At 61.2% G+C, this 15,965-nt stretch carries 15 protein-coding genes; 8 read left to right on the top strand and 7 right to left on the bottom strand.

Annotated elements, in window-relative coordinates; translation table 11 throughout:
* Positions 1-291 precede the first annotated feature (291 nt).
* From eutC to eat, 3 genes are read right to left on the bottom strand one after another with little or no spacing between them, the layout of a single operon-like run.
* A complete protein-coding gene (gene eutC / locus ACQUTI_RS13025; protein WP_254465612.1) occupies positions 292-1,068 on the bottom strand; it encodes an ethanolamine ammonia-lyase subunit EutC in 777 nt (258 codons plus the stop codon).
* Positions 1,065-2,453, bottom strand: coding sequence for an ethanolamine ammonia-lyase subunit EutB (locus ACQUTI_RS13020; protein WP_064150622.1), 1,389 nt, complete (start codon positions 2,451-2,453; stop codon positions 1,065-1,067). The genes eutC and ACQUTI_RS13020 overlap by 4 nt, the downstream gene beginning before the upstream one ends.
* Before the next feature lie 9 nt (positions 2,454-2,462).
* Positions 2,463-3,842 carry an ethanolamine permease gene (gene eat, locus ACQUTI_RS13015; protein WP_004204901.1) on the bottom strand — a complete coding sequence of 460 codons (1,380 nt, stop codon included), beginning with the start codon at positions 3,840-3,842 and terminating at the stop codon, positions 2,463-2,465.
* A gap of 62 nt (positions 3,843-3,904) precedes the next feature.
* On the opposite strand from eat, the gene ACQUTI_RS13010 reads away from it, so the two are divergent.
* From ACQUTI_RS13010 to tauD, 7 genes are all read left to right on the top strand, one after another.
* The gene (locus ACQUTI_RS13010) at positions 3,905-4,033 is read left to right on the top strand and encodes a hypothetical protein (protein ID WP_162489163.1); all 129 of its coding nucleotides are present in this window, start codon (positions 3,905-3,907) and stop codon (positions 4,031-4,033) included.
* An 82-nt stretch (positions 4,034-4,115) separates the two neighbouring features.
* Positions 4,116-5,525 carry an S-methylmethionine permease gene (gene mmuP, locus ACQUTI_RS13005; protein ID WP_004204899.1) on the top strand — a complete coding sequence of 470 codons (1,410 nt, stop codon included), beginning with the start codon at positions 4,116-4,118 and terminating at the stop codon, positions 5,523-5,525.
* Complete coding sequence (gene mmuM, locus ACQUTI_RS13000) at positions 5,512-6,444, top strand: homocysteine S-methyltransferase (RefSeq protein ID WP_004204898.1); 933 nt, start codon at positions 5,512-5,514, stop codon at positions 6,442-6,444. Before mmuP ends, mmuM begins: the two co-directional genes overlap by 14 nt.
* Before the next feature lie 240 nt (positions 6,445-6,684).
* Positions 6,685-7,647: a taurine ABC transporter substrate-binding protein gene (tauA, locus tag ACQUTI_RS12995; RefSeq protein ID WP_004204897.1), complete on the top strand. Its 963-nt coding sequence runs from the start codon at positions 6,685-6,687 to the stop codon at positions 7,645-7,647.
* A gap of 11 nt (positions 7,648-7,658) precedes the next feature.
* Positions 7,659-8,426, top strand: a complete 768-nt coding sequence (gene tauB / locus ACQUTI_RS12990; RefSeq protein WP_004178719.1) for a taurine ABC transporter ATP-binding subunit — start codon at positions 7,659-7,661, stop codon at positions 8,424-8,426.
* On the top strand, positions 8,423-9,250 hold the full coding sequence (tauC, locus tag ACQUTI_RS12985) for a taurine ABC transporter permease TauC (RefSeq protein ID WP_004204893.1): 828 nt from the start codon (positions 8,423-8,425) through the stop codon (positions 9,248-9,250). The genes tauB and tauC overlap by 4 nt, the downstream gene beginning before the upstream one ends.
* Positions 9,247-10,098: a taurine dioxygenase gene (tauD, locus tag ACQUTI_RS12980; protein WP_117131414.1), complete on the top strand. Its 852-nt coding sequence runs from the start codon at positions 9,247-9,249 to the stop codon at positions 10,096-10,098. The genes tauC and tauD overlap by 4 nt, the downstream gene beginning before the upstream one ends.
* 174 nt (positions 10,099-10,272) lie before the next feature.
* Here the strand turns inward: tauD and ACQUTI_RS12975 are convergent, their stop codons facing one another.
* From ACQUTI_RS12975 to ampH, 4 genes are all read right to left on the bottom strand, one after another.
* A complete protein-coding gene (locus tag ACQUTI_RS12975; protein WP_004204890.1) occupies positions 10,273-11,991 on the bottom strand; it encodes a lysophospholipid acyltransferase family protein in 1,719 nt (572 codons plus the stop codon).
* Positions 11,992-12,169: 178 nt separating this feature from the next.
* Positions 12,170-12,661, bottom strand: a complete 492-nt coding sequence (locus ACQUTI_RS12970; RefSeq protein ID WP_074384370.1) for an REP-associated tyrosine transposase — start codon at positions 12,659-12,661, stop codon at positions 12,170-12,172.
* Between the two features lie 256 nt (positions 12,662-12,917).
* Positions 12,918-13,892 (bottom strand): porphobilinogen synthase, encoded by a 975-nt coding sequence (gene hemB / locus ACQUTI_RS12965; RefSeq protein WP_004204887.1) that lies wholly within the window; start codon positions 13,890-13,892, stop codon positions 12,918-12,920.
* Between the two features lie 106 nt (positions 13,893-13,998).
* Positions 13,999-15,159 (bottom strand): D-alanyl-D-alanine-carboxypeptidase/endopeptidase AmpH, encoded by a 1,161-nt coding sequence (gene ampH, locus ACQUTI_RS12960; RefSeq protein WP_004204886.1) that lies wholly within the window; start codon positions 15,157-15,159, stop codon positions 13,999-14,001.
* 219 nt (positions 15,160-15,378) lie between these two features.
* Between ampH and ACQUTI_RS12955 the strand changes: the two genes are divergently transcribed.
* The gene (locus ACQUTI_RS12955; protein WP_072096510.1) at positions 15,379-15,891 is read left to right on the top strand and encodes an isochorismatase family protein; all 513 of its coding nucleotides are present in this window, start codon (positions 15,379-15,381) and stop codon (positions 15,889-15,891) included.
* Positions 15,892-15,965: the final 74 nt, after the last annotated feature.

Raw genomic sequence — 15,965 nt, 5'->3', positions numbered from 1 at the left:
TGCGCTGAATTACCTTACAACGTCCGTTTCGTTTTTACTCATGCAATATTCTTATTACCTGCAGGCAAGGGCATAAGGCTGGCGACCACACGGTTTTTGATACGGTGAACGCATTTTGCCGGGTGGCGACAGGCGCCTTACCCGGCCTGAAAACAGGCAATATACCGGTTAAACGGTTTTCGTCGGCCCGCGCAAGCGAAGCGCCGCCGGGAAATTTCAGCGTGCACCCGAATATAATATTCAGGTGCGCCCGGTAATATTAACAATCTATTCTGCTGCTCACGTGACTTATTATTTTAAAGGGGGCAATGGTTTTATTTTCCCATGCAGCGCCGGATTATCGCTTTGATCTTTCAGGCGCACGCCGGTAAGCCGTCGTAAAAAAGCCTGCTCCAGCAGCCAGGCCAGTTTAAAGGCGGCGGCGTCATGGCTCAGCCCTTCCGGGCGAATATTGGAGATACAGTTGCGCTCCGACTCCAGCCGCTGCCGATGCGGCTGCCAGGTGAGGTAGACGCCGAGGCTGTCCGGTGAGGAGAGACCCGGTCGTTCGCCAATCAGGATCGCCACCGCGCGGGCTTTCAGGGTTTCGCCAATATCATCCCCCAGCGCCACCCGTGACTGATGCGCCAGCACCACCGGCGCCAGGCCGATACCCAGCGTCTGCAGATAGGGCAGCAGGGCGCGGATCAACGGCACCGCCTGGCGCTCTACCGCCCATGAAGAGAGGCCGTCGCCGATCACCAGCAGCAGGTCGGCGGGGCGGACGCCGCTGGCGGCGAGGTCGGCGCGGCTTTCGTCGGCAAGCTGCCTTCCGAGATCCGGACGCCGCAGATAGGTGTGACGGTCCGGCGCGGCGCTGTGCACCGTCAGAGCGTCGAGGCCGAGCGCCGCTAGCGGCGCCACCAGCTGCTGGCTGGCGAACGGCTGATGAATGGCGTCCCGTGCTCTGGCGTGGGCCAGACCAAAGTTGAGGACTTCGCGGGTCGGCAGGCTGGCGCCGCTGCGCCCCAGGGCGATCCGCGCATCGGTAAATTCACGCAGCGGGTTCCAGGCGTCGGGACGGTTCATACGGGGGCTCCTTGCGGCAGGACGGACAGCAGCGGATGGCGGGCGTCGGTGAGCCGCAGCGCGCCGTGCGGATCGATAATTTGCATCTTCGCCAGCCAGTCGGCGAACTCCGGGGCATGCTTTAAGCCCAGCAGGCGACGGGCGTACAGTGCGTCATGGAACGAGGTGCTCTGGTAATTGAGCATGATATCGTCCGCCCCGGGCACGCCGATCAGGAAGGTGAGCCCGGCGGCGCACAGCAGGGTCAGCAGGGTGTCCATATCATCCTGATCCGCTTCCGCGTGGTTGGTATAGCAGACGTCGCAGCCGATCGGCAGGCCCATCAGCTTGCCGCAGAAGTGATCCTCCAGCCCGGCGCGAATAATCTGCTTGCCGTCGTAGAGATACTCCGGACCGATAAAACCGACCACCGTATTGACCAGCAGCGGTTCAAAGTGACGGGCGACGGCGTAGGCCCGCGCCTCACAGGTCTGCTGATCGACGCCGTGGTGGGCGTTGGCCGACAGGCAGCTTCCCTGGCCGGTCTCAAAATACATCACATTGTTGCCGAGGGTACCGCGCCTGAGGCTCAGGGCCGCCTCGCGGGCCTCCTGCAGCATGGCAAGATTGATGCCGAAGCCGCTGTTGGCCGCTTCGGTTCCCGCCACCGACTGAAACACCAGATCCACCGGCGCGCCGCGCTCAATCAGCTGCAGCGTATTGGTGACGTGGGTCAAAATGCAGGACTGGGTGGGAATGGCGAAGCGCTGGATAATATCGTCCAGCATCACGTTCAACTGCGCCAGCACCGGTAAGCTGTCGCTGGCCGGGTTGATGCCGATCACCGCGTCCCCGGCGCCGTACAGCAGCCCGTCGAGCATACTGGCGGCAATGCCTTTCAGGTCATCGGTGGGATGGTTGGGCTGCAGGCGCACGCTGAGGTGGCCGGGCAGGCCGATGGTGTTGCGAAAGCGCGTCACTACCTGACATTTGCTGGCGGCGAGGATCAGATCCTGATTGCGCATTAGCTTGCTTACCGCCGCCGCCATCTCCGGGGTGATGGCGCGGGCGACCCGCTGCAGCGTGGCGGTATCGGTGGCATCGTCCAGCAGCCAGTCGCGGAAATCGCCGACCGTCAGGTGACGCAGGGCGGCAAAGCCCTGCGCATCGTGGGTGTCGATGATCAGGCGGGTCACTTCGTCCTGCTCGTAAGGGATAAGCGGATTGTCGAGGATGTCGGTCAGCGGCACCTCGGCGAGGGTCATTTTCGCCGCCATCCGCTCTTCGGCTGAGTGGGCGATAACCCCCGCCAGGGCGTCGCCGGAGCGGGCCGGCGACGCTTTCGCCATCAGCGTTTTCAGACTATCAAAGCGCCATACCTGGCCCGATAGCGTGGTTTTATACATGCCGCCTCCTCAGGAGACCGTTCGCAGTTGAGGATCCACTGGCGCCCGTTCACGGGCCGCTGCGGTTTTGCGGAACCACAGGTAGCCGCCGAGCATCATCGCCGCGAAAATCAGCGCCAGCAGCAGGTTATACCAAACCATCGCCACCAGGCAGAGCAGCGCCATGCCGAGGGCAAAGGCCGGCGCCAGCGGGTAGAGCGGCGCGCGGAACGGACGGATCAGCTTCGGCTCGCTACGGCGCAGTTTGAACAGCGCCGCCATGGAAGTGATATACATAACAATAGCCCCAAATACCGACATGGTGACGATGCAGGCGGTCAGCGGCATGCCGCTGATGGTGATCAGCGAGTCGGAGAAGATCGCGGCGATGCCCACCACGCCCCCGGCAAGGATCGCCAGATGCGGAGTGCGGGTGCGGCGATTGAGGGTGGCCAGACCGGCGGGCAGATAGCCGGCGCGGGCGAGGGAGTAGATCTGCCGCGAGTAGCCCATAATGATGCCGTGGAAGGAGGCGACGAGGCCAAACAGCCCCAGCCACACCAGCATATGCAGCCAGCCGCTGCCGTTGCCCACGACCGTCTTCATCGCCTGGGGCAGCGGATCGTTAATATTGGACAGCGCGCGCCAGTCGCCGACGCCGCCGGCGAAGACCATCACCCCAATCGCCAGCACCGTCAGCGTCAGAATGCCGCCGCCCAGGGCGCGGGGAATGGTGCGCTGCGGATCTTTGGCCTCTTCGGCGGCCATGGAAGCCCCCTCAATGGCGAGGAAGAACCAGATAGCGAACGGAATGGCGGCGAACATCCCCGGCAGCGCCAGGCCGCTAAAGCTTTCCGCGCCCGCCCAGCCGTTAGTGGTGAAATGGCTCCAGGAGAAGCCGGGGGCGACTACGCCCATAAACACCAGCAGCTCGAAGATGGCCAGCAGGGTGACGATCAGCTCGAAGGTGGCGGCGATGCCGACGCCGAGGATATTGAGCGTCATAAAGATCACGTAGGCGCCGCAGGCGACCCATTTCGGATCCAGCGCCGGAAACTGCACGTTGAGGTAGGCGCCGATGGCCATGGCGATGGCCGGCGGGGCGAAGACGAATTCAATCAGAGTGGCAAAACCGGCGATAAAGCCGCCGGTGGGCCCGAAGGCGCGGTAGGCATAGGCGAAAGGGCCGCCAGCGTGCGGGATGGCGGTGGTCAGCTCGGTAAAGCTGAAAATAAAGGCGCAGTACATGGCGGCGACCGCGAGGGCGACGACCATAAACCCCATCGTGCCCGCCTGCGACCAGCCGTAGCTCCAGCCGAAGTACTCCCCGGATATCACCAGTCCGACGGCGATCCCCCATAAACGAAAACTGCCGAGCGTTCTTTTTAAGGTGGTGGTGTGCTCTGTCATACGTGTTGCCTCGCCAGATAGAAAGGTTCTGAACGACAGGCTGCAAAGAGAGTGCCAGAACGTTGTCCGTCGCGATGAGGCGCCAGTTCGGGGAGCGCCGGTCGGCGCTGCGCAAAAATGGGGCAGGCTGCACGCTGTCGGCGCGCGACCTGGTGCAGCGGCTTTGCTTTTTCAGCGGCGGCACGGTATAACACTTCTTCTTTTGGATGTTTAGATGTCTATACGTTTATACGCATCATGACCCGGGCAAGCGGGCTGGCGTGAGAAAATAAAATGCAAAGCACAACACAACAACAAGGTGGGCAACTGAAGCGCACCATGAAAACGCGTCATCTGATCATGCTGTCGCTCGGCGGCGTGATTGGCACCGGCCTGTTCTTTAATACCGGCTATATCATCTCCACCACCGGCGCGGCCGGGACGCTGCTGGCGTATCTGATTGGCGCCCTGGTGGTCTGGCTGGTGATGCAGTGCCTCGGCGAACTGTCGGTAGCGATGCCGGAGACCGGCGCTTTCCACGTTTACGCGGCGCGTTACCTTGGCCCGGCGACGGGCTATACCGTGGCGTGGCTCTACTGGCTGACGTGGACGGTGGCGCTGGGTTCGAGCTTTACCGCCGCTGGCTTCTGTATGCAGTACTGGTTCCCGCAGGTGCCGGTCTGGATCTGGTGCGTGGTGTTCTGCGCGGTGATCTTCGGCCTTAACATCATTTCGACCCGCTTCTTCGCCGAAGGCGAGTTCTGGTTCTCGCTGGTGAAAGTGATCACCATCATCGCGTTTATTATTCTCGGCGGCGCGGCCATTTTCGGCATCATTCCGATGCAGGATGGCTCCCCGGCGCCGGGCCTGCGCAATATCACCGCCGAAGGCTGGTTCCCGCACGGCGGCCTGCCGATCCTGATGACCATGGTGGCGGTGAACTTCGCCTTCTCCGGGACGGAGCTTATCGGCATTGCCGCCGGGGAGACGGAAAACCCGCATAAGGTTATTCCGGTTGCCATCCGCACCACCATCGCCCGGCTGATTATTTTCTTTATCGGCACCGTATTTGTGCTGGCGGCGCTGATCCCGATGCAGCAGGCGGGGGTGGAGAAAAGCCCCTTCGTGCTGGTGTTTGAAAAGGTGGGTATCCCTTACGCGGCGGATATTTTCAACTTCGTGATCCTGACGGCGATCCTCTCGGCGGCCAACTCCGGCCTGTACGCTTCCGGGCGGATGCTCTGGTCGCTGTCGAACGAGAAGACGCTGCCGGCCTGCTTTGCCAAAGTCAATAAACGGGGCGTGCCGGTGACCGCGCTGTCAGTGAGTATGCTGGGCGGCGTGCTGGCGCTGTTCTCCAGCGTGGTGGCGCCCGACACGGTGTTTGTGGCGCTGTCGGCGATCTCCGGTTTTGCGGTGGTGGCGGTGTGGTTGAGCATCTGCGCCTCGCACTTTATGTTCCGCCGCCGCCATCTGCAGCAGGGTAAGGCGCTGAGCGACCTGCAATATCGCGCCCCCTGGTATCCAGTGGTGCCGATTCTGGGCTTTGTGCTGTGCCTGGTGGCCTGCGTGGGCCTTGCTTTTGACCCGAGCCAGAGAATTGCGCTGTGGTGCGGGATCCCCTTTGTGGCCCTGTGCTATGGTGCCTGGTATCTTACTCGTTCACGGAAAATGACTCAGGAGCCCCAACATGTCGCAGACTAATCCGTTTACCGCCCTGCTTGCCGCCCAGCCTTTCGTGCTGCTGGACGGCGCTATGGCCACCGAGCTGGAGGCCCGCGGCTGCGATCTGGCTGACAGCCTGTGGTCGGCGAAAGTGCTGCTGGAGAACCCGCAGCTGATCCGCGATGTGCATCTCGACTACTTTCGCGCCGGGGCGCAGGTGGCGATCACCGCCAGCTATCAGGCCACCCCGGCGGGTTTTGCCGTACGCGGGCTGGATGACGCGCAGTCCCGGGCGCTGATCGGCAAAAGCGTCGAGCTGGCGCGCAAAGCGCGCGAGGCGTACCTCGCCGAGAACCCGCAGGCCGGCACGCTGCTGGTCGCCGGTTCGGTGGGGCCGTATGGCGCGTTTCTTGCCGACGGCTCGGAGTATCGCGGCGATTATCAGCGCAGCGCGGCAGAGTTCCAGGCCTTCCACCGGCCGCGCGTCGAAGCGCTGCTGGATGCGGGCGCCGACCTGCTGGCCTGTGAAACCCTGCCGTCATTCGCCGAGATCCAGGCCCTGGCGGCCCTGCTGCAGGAGTATCCCCGCGCTCGCGCCTGGTACTCCTTCACACTGCGCGACGCCGAACATCTGAGCGACGGCACGCCGCTGCGCGAGGTGATGGCCGCCCTGGCGGATAACCCGCAGGTGGTGGCGGTGGGGATCAACTGTATCGCGCTGGAAAATACGCCCGCGGCGCTGGCGCATTTGCACAGCCTGACGGCGCTGCCGCTGGTGGTCTATCCTAACTCCGGCGAGCATTATGATGCGGTGAGCAAGACCTGGCATCATCATGGCGAAGCCTGCGCCAGCCTGGCGGATTATCTGCCGCAGTGGCTGGCGGCCGGGGCGAAGCTGATCGGCGGCTGCTGCCGCACCACGCCGAAGGATATTGCTGAGCTTAATGCGAAGCGCTGAGTTTTTTGCCGGGTGGCGCTGCGCTTACCCGGCCTACATATTGCGCGAACCGGAGGCCGGGCAAGGCGCAGCCGCCACCCGGCGCCAACCATCTGCCACCAACCAACCGCTCAAAATCAACTATCCTTTCCCGCTTTTGTTCTAAAAACGATTCGCTATTAGCCAGAATTTTTAATTACTTCATCTCCATCCTGATGCCGGAAATACTGCACCTATAACAACTCAGGGGAAGCAGACATTATGGCATTCACATCGCGAATTACTCTTCTGGCGGCGCTGGCCGTCGCCGCCTTCCAGGCGCAGGCGGTCAACGTTACCGTGGCGTATCAAACCTCCGCTGAGCCGGCGAAAGTCGCCCAGGCGGACAACACCTTCGCCAAAACCAGCGGGGCGACCGTCGACTGGCGGAAATTTGACAGCGGCGCCAGCGTGGTGCGGGCTCTGGCCTCCGGCGATGTGCAGATCGGCAATATCGGCTCCAGCCCGCTGGCGGTGGCCGCCAGCCAGCAGGTGCCGATTGAAGTGTTCCTGCTTGCCTCAAAGCTCGGCAACTCCGAAGCGCTGGTGGTGAAGAAAAGCATCACCAAACCGGAAGATCTGATCGGCAAGCGCATCGCCGTGCCGTTTATCTCCACCACCCACTATAGCCTGCTGTCGGCGCTCAAACACTGGGGCATCAAGCCGGGCCAGGTGCAGATTATTAACCTGCAGCCGCCGGCGATTATCGCCGCCTGGCAGCGCGGGGATATCGATGGCGCTTACGTCTGGGCGCCAGCGGTTAATGAACTGGAAAAAGAGGGCAAGGTGCTGACCGATTCCGCGCAGGTTGGGGAGTGGGGCGCGCCGACCCTCGACGTCTGGGTGGTCCGTAAGGACTTCGCCGAGCAGCATCCGGAGATTGTCAAAGCGTTCGCTAAAAGCGCCATCGACGCCCAGCAGCCCTACATCGCCAACCCGGAGGCATGGCTGAAACAGCCGGACAACATCAGCAAGCTGGCGCGCCTGAGCGGGGTGCCGGAAGCCGATGTCCCGGGGCTGGTGAAGGGCAATACCTATCTCACCGCCGCTGAGCAGGCGCAGGCGCTGAACGGGCCGGTCAATCAGGCCATCGTGGATACCGCGCGCTTCCTGAAAGAGCAGGGCAAAGTGCCTGCGGCGGGAACCGATTATCGTCAGTACGTGACTGACCGCTTTGTGAAGTAAAGGAGGCGGCGATGCTGCAAATCTCGCATCTTTCCGCCGACTACGGCGGTAAACCGGCGCTGGCGGATATCAACCTGACGCTGGAGAGTGGGGAGCTGTTGGTGGTGCTGGGGCCCTCGGGCTGCGGTAAAACTACCCTGCTGAACCTGATTGCCGGATTCGTGCCCTATCAGCACGGCAGCATCACCCTCGAAGGTCAGCGGGTGACCGGGCCGGGCGCAGAGCGCGGCGTGGTCTTCCAGAACGAAGGTCTGCTGCCGTGGCGCAATGTGCAGGATAACGTGGCGCTGGGTCTGCAGCTGGCGGGCGTGGATAAAGCGCAGCGCCGGCAAGCGGCGGCGCAGATGCTGAAGAAGGTGGGTCTCGAAGGGGCGGAAAAACGCTTTATCTGGCAGCTGTCCGGCGGTCAACGCCAGCGGGTGGGCATCGCCCGGGCGCTGGCGGCGAATCCGCAGCTGTTGCTGCTGGATGAGCCCTTCGGCGCGCTTGACGCTTTTACCCGCGAGCAGATGCAGACATTGCTGCTGAAACTGTGGCATGAGACCGGCAAACAGGTGCTGCTGATCACTCATGACATTGAAGAGGCCATCTTTATGGCCACCGAGCTGGTGCTGCTGTCGCCGGGGCCGGGACGGGTGGTGGAGCGGCTGCCGCTTGATTTCAGCCGTCGCTTTGTCGCGGGCGAATCCTGCCGCAGCATCAAATCCGACCCGCGCTTTATTGAACAGCGGGAATACATTTTGAGCCGGGTGTTTGACCAACGGGAGGCTTTCTCATGAGCGTGGTACTGAACGACAAACCGCGTCAGACGACGCTGAAATGGCGCTGGCCGCTCTCCCGTCAGCTTACCCTCAGCGTGGCGACCCTGGCGGTGCTGCTGACCGTCTGGTGGGCGGTCGCGGCGCTGCAGCTGATTAGCCCGCTGTTTCTGCCGCCGCCGGGACAGGTGCTGCAGAAGCTTATCACCATCGCCGGGCCGCAGGGCTTTATGGATGCGACGCTCTGGCAGCATCTGGCGGCGAGCCTGACGCGGATCGTCATCGCCCTGCTGGCGGCAGTGCTTATTGGCGTACCGGTGGGGATCGCCATGGGGCTCAACTCGACGGTGCGCGGGATCCTCGATCCGCTGATCGAGCTTTATCGTCCGGTGCCGCCGCTGGCCTACTTACCGCTGATGGTGATCTGGTTTGGCATCGGTGAAACCTCGAAGATCCTGCTGATCTACCTGGCGATTTTTGCCCCGGTAGCGATGTCGGCGCTGGCGGGGGTGAAAAGCGCGCAGCAGGTGCGGATTCGCGCCGCCCGTTCGCTGGGCGCCAGCCGGGCGCAGGTGCTGTGGCTGGTGATCCTGCCCGGCGCGCTGCCGGAGATCCTCACCGGGCTGCGCATTGGTCTCGGGGTGGGCTGGTCAACGCTGGTGGCCGCTGAGCTGATCGCCGCCACCCGTGGGTTAGGGTTTATGGTGCAGTCCGCCGGCGAGTTTCTCGCCACCGATGTGGTGCTGGCGGGGATCGCAGTCATTGCCATTATCGCCTTTTTACTGGAACTGGGGCTGCGCGCGCTGCAGCGCCGCCTGACGCCCTGGCATGGAGAAGTACAATGAGTGAACGTCTGAGCATTACCCCGCTGGGGCCGTATATTGGCGCGCTGGTGACCGGGGCGGATTTAACCCGTCCGCTGAGCGACAACCAGTTTGAGCAGCTGTATCACGCGGTGCTGCGTCATCAGGTGGTATTCCTGCGCGAACAGAATATCACCCCGGCGCAACAGCGCGACCTGGCGCTGCGGTTTGGCGACCTGCATATTCATCCGGTCTACCCTCACGCCCCTGGCGTGGAAGAGATTATCGTCCTCGATACCCACAACGATAATCCGCCGGATAATGACAACTGGCATACCGATGTCACCTTTATCGACACGCCGCCCGCCGGCGCCATTCTGGCGGCGAAAGAGCTGCCGGCGACCGGCGGGGATACTCTGTGGACCAGCGGCATTGCCGCCTGGGAAGCGCTGTCAGAACCCTTCCGGCAGCTGCTGAGTGGCCTGCATGCGGAACACGATTTCCGTAAATCGTTCCAGGAGTATAAGTACAACAAGACCGAAGCCGAGCATCGGCGCTGGCAGGAGGCGGTGGCGAAGCATCCGCCGCTGCTGCATCCGGTGGTGCGTACCCACCCGGTGACCGGCAAGCAGGCGCTGTTCGTTAATGAAGGCTTTACCACGCGGATTGTCGACGTGACCGAGAAAGAGAGCGCGGCGCTGCTGAGCTTCCTGTTTGCCCATATCACCAAACCGGAGTTTCAGGTGCGCTGGCGCTGGCAGCCGAACGATGTCGCTATCTGGGATAACCGGGTGACGCAGCATTACGCCAATGCCGACTATCTGCCGCAGCGGCGGATCATGCACCGGGCGACGATCCTCGGCGATAAGCCGTATTACCGGGCGGGGTAAGTCTTGTAGCCGGTTAAGGCATCAGCCGCGAGCCGCGGAGAAAAGCGGATGCTGCATTGCCCGTAGCTTCCCGGAGGCGGCGCCTGACGCGCCTTTTCCGGGCTACCGATCCGTCGGAAACGGTGAACCGTAGCCCGGCTAAGGCGCAACGCGCCGCAAGCCGGGAAAAAGCTTTTATGCCGATTTTTGCGCACCCAGATGCGCGCCAATATAGCGCTGATAGCGGTTCGCTTTCAGATAGGTCAAATCCACCAGCACCAGACCATCCACGCAGTTATTGAAATCCGGATCGCTGCCGAAATCGATAAACTGCACGCCGCCCGGCTCGCACACTTCCGAGTACTGCTTATACAGCGGCGGGATCGCGCAGCCGAGGTTGCCGAGCAGGGACTTCAGCCGGGCCAGGTCGTCGTTGTAATCCTCCCCGCCAAACTGCGCCAGCACATCGGGCAGCGACGCCGGATAAGGGCGACGGGACTCCGCCAGCGGGTGCGTGGCCGGGAACCACAGCCGGTAGAACGCCACCAGCAGATCGCGAGCGGCGGGCGGCAGCCCACCAGAAATCGATACCGGGCCAAACAGATAGCGATAGTGCGGGTAGCGCGCCAGATAAGCGCCGATGCCGGACCACAGGTAGTCCAGCCCGCGTCGACCCCAGTAGCGCGGTTGGATAAAGCTGCGCCCCAGCTCAATGCCGTGCTGCAGGATGTCGTCCATTCGCCCGTCGTAGTGGAACAGACTGGAGCTGTAGATCCCCTCCAGGCCGCGCTTTGCCAGCTGGATGGCCGTCGGCATAAAGCGGTAAGCGCCGACGATCTCGAGGTCTTCTTCATCCCACAGGATCAGATGCAAATAGTCGTCATCATACCCGTCGATATCCCGCCGTTTGCCGCTGCCTTCGCCAACCGCGCGGAAGGCGATTTCCCGCAGGCGTCCCAGCTCGCGCAGCAGCGGCGCCTCCTCCTGACCGTTGCGCTGCCAGAGGTAAATCACTTTGCCATCGGCGGTGCGGCCCAGGCATTCGGCCTTGTGCAGTTCGCGTTTGAGCCGCGCCCGATCTTCCGGGCGGGCGATGGCGCTTTCAGTTTTGAACTGCCCAGGCAGCCCTTTGCGCAGCTGTTCAAGGTGCTGATAGCAGCGGCCGGTAAGTTCGCGAGCGCTGGACTGGGCATCGAACCAGCTCGACCAGGGGATCTGCTGGCCGATGCGCACCGGCAGGCTGCTGTTGCGCCGGCGAAACATCTGCTGCATCAGCAGGAGCAGCGGCAGGTTGTCGGAGACCAGGGTGCTGGCGTAAAACAGGGCGCTGTTGTGGGCATGAATCCACGCCGGCAGCAGCGGGGCGCGATATTTCGCCGCCAGCTTAATAAAGCCCGAGTGCCATTTTTTATCGCGAATGCCGCGACGGGTAAGGCGAGAGACTTCCCCCGCCGGGAAGAAAATCAGTACCCCACCGGCCTGTAGCTGCTGGTCCATCTGCTGCAGCGCCGTTTTAGCGGTGCGGCCATGAATATTATCCACCGGGATAAACAGCGAGCTCAGGGGCTCAAGGTGGGTGAGCATGCGGTTGGTGACCACTTTGACGTCGCGTCGCACGCGGGATACCGCATACAGGAGCGCCAGGCCGTCGAGGGTGCCGGTGGGGTGGTTGGCGATAATGACCAGCGGGCCATATTCGGGGATTTGTTCGAGATCGTGCGCCGGGATGGCGCAGCGGATATTGAGGTATTCCAGCACCTGTTCGACCGTATCAAGCCCCTTCAGGTGGCGGTGACGGTCGGCAAATTGTTGAAACTCTTCCTCATAAAATAGCTTTTTTAACAGTTTCTTTTGCCAGGGGGCGGGCCTCGCCTGAGGCCACAGGTCATCGAGTACGTTGTCGAGACTAAACATAGTGGCTCCTCCTCCGTCCTGCCCAGACAGTAGAAGGTAGAGATGTCGTTCAGATTACAGTTGGGTGAAGATTCGGTCGCAGCAAGCGAGGTTTCCCGGATAGCGGCTAACGCCTCATCCGGGCTACGGTTGGCGCCGATTTGTAGCCCCGGTAAGCGTCAGCGCCACCGGGGAGAGGCTATCGGCGTTCACCGCAGCTAAGATCAAAGCTATCGCCAGCCCAATTTGGGGGATATAGCCCGCGCTGGACATCGCGATGAAAGGTTGAAAATGGCCAATCGATCACTCGGGTGACCCAGCCATGCTTAAGTGGATTGATATGGATGTAATCAACGTGTCGGCGGTAATCATCTTCATCGCGTATGGCATGCTCCCAAAAGCGAGGTTGCCAGAGGGGGTGTCGTTTTAACGTTCTGGTAAAACAGCCTTTGATATCTCTCCAGCGTGAAGAAAAATCGTCATCATTATGAGGTAGTGTCCAGATGCAATGCAGATGTTCAGGCAACACCACCCAGGCATCAATAATAAAGGCGCGATGTTGTTTAACTACGGCGACAGAGTAGCGCAATAATTCTATGTTTTCAGTTAGGTGCATGCTTCTACGGTCTTTAAGGTTAACGGTGAAGAACCAGGTTCCCCCTTTAATGTAATAACGTCGATAAGCCACCACAGGATCTCCTGGAATTCGGTATTTATGATGTGGTTTAACACGTTAGAAGGCGAAATCCGGTACGCCAAGAAGAACGCGCAGAAGATGGAAAGCGGCGTGCAAAATTTTAGCTACAGATATTGTTTAGCGCCTGTCCCCGGATAGCGGCGCAAGCGCCTTATCCGGGCTACGGTGTGGTGGTCGCGATAAATACAGCGCACCGGAGATGAGGTTTGGTAGCCCCGGTAAGCGTCAGCGCCACCGGGGAGAGGGAGGCTTAACGGAGGATGTTTTTCTCGGCCAGGTCGAGGGCGAAATAGCTGAAGATCAGATCGGCGCCCGCGCGTTTGATAGCGCCGAGGCTTTCCAGAACCACTTTCTCTTCATCGATAGCGCCCGCCTGGGCGGCGAATTTGATCATCGCGTACTCCCCGCTGACCTGGTACGCGCCGAGCGGCAGATCGCTGCGCTCGCGGATATCGCGCAGAATATCCAGGTAGGCGCCCGCCGGTTTCACCATCAGGCAGTCGGCGCCCTGGGCTTCATCGAGCAGCGACTCGCGAATGGCTTCCCGGCGGTTCATCGGGCTCATCTGATAGGTTTTACGATCGCCCTTCAGCGCGGTACCGGCCGCTTCGCGGAACGGGCCGTAGAAGGAAGAGGCGAACTTGGTCGAATAGGACATGATCGCCGTATTGGTGAAGCCGGCGGCGTCCAGCGAGCGGCGAATCGCCTGCACCTGACCATCCATCGCGGCGGAAGGGGCGATGAAATCCGCGCCGGCGGCGGCAGCGACAACGGCCTGTTTGCCGAGGTTTTCCAGGGTCGCGTCGTTATCCACCCCGTGGTCGCACAGCACGCCACAGTGGCCGTGGGAGGTGTATTCGCAGAAGCAGGTATCGGACATGACGATCATCTCCGGCACCGTGGACTTACAGATCCGCGACATACGCGCCACCAGACCATTTTCATTCCAGGTATCGCTGCCGGTGGCATCGGTGTGATGAGAAATACCAAAGGTCATCACCGAGCGAATGCCGGCATTGGCGATGCGTTCGATCTCGCGCGCCAGATATTTTTCCGGAATGCGCATCACCCCGGGCATCGCCTCGATCGCTTTGTAATCATCAATTTCTTCTTCAACAAAGATCGGCAACACCAGGTCGTTCAAACTCAGTGTTGTCTCTTCAAACAGGGCGCGCAGCGCAGCGGATTGACGCAGGCGGCGGGGGCGAGTGATTAAATCTGTCATGGTTTGCCTGATTTTGTGAAATGAAAGAGGGTAGTGTAACTGAAATGGCATCAGGATGTTTCGCCAAAACGATCGTTATGTCGCATCGGCGAAACCTCCCCCGGGCTTACTGACTGGCCGTCTGCATGTTGGGCTGCATGCCGCTCAGCTCGCTGACCAGATCGTTGATGCCATCGCTCATATTGTTGAAACGGGTTAACGGCGAGCGGGTCACCACCACAAAAGCGCCGACGTTAGCCTGCGGATTCATCGCCATATAGGTGATAAACCCGCCGCCGCCGCCGGTTTTCTGAATAATCCCCGGATGGCCATTCTTCGGCTTCATATACACCCAGCCAAGCCCCAGCGCGTCGGCGCGGCCAGGCACGTCCATACCGATCACCCGAGTCAGCTGGTTACGCTGATAAATCAGCGTCTGCATCCGGTCGGCCTGCTGGCTGCGGGTATAGAAATCGGATGACAGGAACTGCTGCATCCAGCGCATCATATCCCCCGGCGTCGAGTAGACGCCGCCGCTGCCGATCGCCGCCAGAGTGTTGTTACACGGGCTGGCGCCTTTCTCCGGGATCATCAGCCGCTGGCACTGATCCGGCGATGGGGTAAAAGTAGTGTCCTTCATCCCCAGCGGCCGGGTGATCTGCTCTTCAAACAGCTGCGGATAAGGTTTGCCGGCGGCGGTGGAGAGCGCGTCCGCCAGTAAATCGAAGGCCAGATTGGAGTAGGCTGCCTGTGAGCCCGGCGCGGTCTTCAGGGTGGCGGTTGAGAGCCAGTTCCAGCGCTGCTGGCGGGTTGGCCAGACAAACACCGGACGATGAGCGGCGCCGCCAGGCTGCTCGCGCGGCAGGGCGCTGGTATGGGTCGCGAGATTCACCAGAGTGATTGGTTTTCCCTGCCAGTCAGGCACTCGGGCGCCCGGCGGAGCGTATTTGCTCAGCGGATCGTTGAGTTTCACCACCCCCTGGTCGAGCAGCTTCACCAGCATCTCGCTGGTCATCAGTTTGCTGAGGGAGGCGATACGGATCACCGAGTCGAGCTGCGGGTGTTGATTATTCCCCGGGCGGGTTTCGCCAAAGCTGCGAAACACACGCTGATTGCCATCGATCACCACCAGCGCCATGCCGGTGGCGCCGCTGCCGTAGTAGATATGATTGGCGTAACGATCGACCACATCCGAGGCGAAAACCGGGTCAACGGTAGGCTGTGCGGCCTGCGCCGAGGTCCACGACGCCGCGCACAGCGCAGCAAAAATGAGCAAACTACGTTTCAACGGAGATCATCCATTAAATAAATAAAAAAGAAGAGGGTATTTATACTACGAAGTGGCGCAGAACAAAGCGGGATTCACGACATTCCTGCAGGAAAAAGGTAACGGTGCGTAAAAAAGACTTTTTTACGCTTTCGGATACCGGCTTTTTTCGCCGGCGCGTATGATGACCGTTTGGCTGAAGGTTTGCGGGAGAAAACAATGGCGGCTCAACGGGTAGTGATGGTCGTGGATATGCAAAACGGCGTGTTCGCCACGCCGCGTCTGGCGCGCGAGCGCTGCGTCGCGCAAATTAATCGTCTGGTGCGCGCGGCGGATAAAGTGATTTTTATTCAGCATGATGAGGCCGGCGGCCTCGAAGCCGGCAGCGAAGGCTTCGCCCTGCTCCCTGAGCTGGAACAGCCGGCCGGCGCGCTGTATGTCACCAAAACCGCCTGCGACGCCTTCTACCACACCTCGCTGGAGCAGGTGCTGCGGGAACACGACATTCAGCAGTTCGTCATCTGCGGTTGCGCCACCGACTACTGCCTCGACACCACCATTAAAAACGGCGCCAGCCGCGGGTACGGCATTGTTATCGCGGAAGATGCCCACACCACCGCCAACCGCCCCGCCGCGCAGGCCGCGACGCTGATCGCCCACTACAATGAGGTGTGGCGTACGCTGACCGTTCCTGGCAATCCTTTACAGGTGAAACCCACAGAAACAATTCTGCACGCCTGGCAGCAGAACTAAGCTGTTGATATCCGGTCTTATCATCCGTCTTCCCCGCGAGAGCGCTTTCACGCGGCGGCCGACGTATGCGTCGT

The sequence above is a fragment of the Klebsiella sp. 7-CIP_Kleb. genome (assembly GCF_050378655.1).
In the GTDB taxonomy this organism is placed as follows: domain Bacteria; phylum Pseudomonadota; class Gammaproteobacteria; order Enterobacterales; family Enterobacteriaceae; genus Klebsiella; species Klebsiella quasipneumoniae.
This window is presented reverse-complemented; position numbering and strand designations above follow the sequence as displayed.

What these genes read in the sequence shown, in the direction of transcription:
- eutC (WP_254465612.1), bottom strand. Translation starts at nt 1,068, where the DNA reads ATGAACCGTCCCGACGCCTGGAACCCGCTGCGTGAATTTACCGATGCG.
- ACQUTI_RS13020 (WP_064150622.1), bottom strand. Translation starts at nt 2,453, where the DNA reads ATGTATAAAACCACGCTATCGGGCCAGGTATGGCGCTTTGATAGTCTG.
- eat (WP_004204901.1), bottom strand. Translation starts at nt 3,842, where the DNA reads ATGACAGAGCACACCACCACCTTAAAAAGAACGCTCGGCAGTTTTCGT.
- mmuP (WP_004204899.1), top strand. Translation starts at nt 4,116, where the DNA reads ATGCAAAGCACAACACAACAACAAGGTGGGCAACTGAAGCGCACCATG.
- mmuM (WP_004204898.1), top strand. Translation starts at nt 5,512, where the DNA reads ATGTCGCAGACTAATCCGTTTACCGCCCTGCTTGCCGCCCAGCCTTTC.
- tauA (WP_004204897.1), top strand. Translation starts at nt 6,685, where the DNA reads ATGGCATTCACATCGCGAATTACTCTTCTGGCGGCGCTGGCCGTCGCC.
- tauB (WP_004178719.1), top strand. Translation starts at nt 7,659, where the DNA reads ATGCTGCAAATCTCGCATCTTTCCGCCGACTACGGCGGTAAACCGGCG.
- tauC (WP_004204893.1), top strand. Translation starts at nt 8,423, where the DNA reads ATGAGCGTGGTACTGAACGACAAACCGCGTCAGACGACGCTGAAATGG.
- tauD (WP_117131414.1), top strand. Translation starts at nt 9,247, where the DNA reads ATGAGTGAACGTCTGAGCATTACCCCGCTGGGGCCGTATATTGGCGCG.
- ACQUTI_RS12975 (WP_004204890.1), bottom strand. Translation starts at nt 11,991, where the DNA reads ATGTTTAGTCTCGACAACGTACTCGATGACCTGTGGCCTCAGGCGAGG.
- hemB (WP_004204887.1), bottom strand. Translation starts at nt 13,892, where the DNA reads ATGACAGATTTAATCACTCGCCCCCGCCGCCTGCGTCAATCCGCTGCG.
- ACQUTI_RS12955 (WP_072096510.1), top strand. Translation starts at nt 15,379, where the DNA reads ATGGTCGTGGATATGCAAAACGGCGTGTTCGCCACGCCGCGTCTGGCG.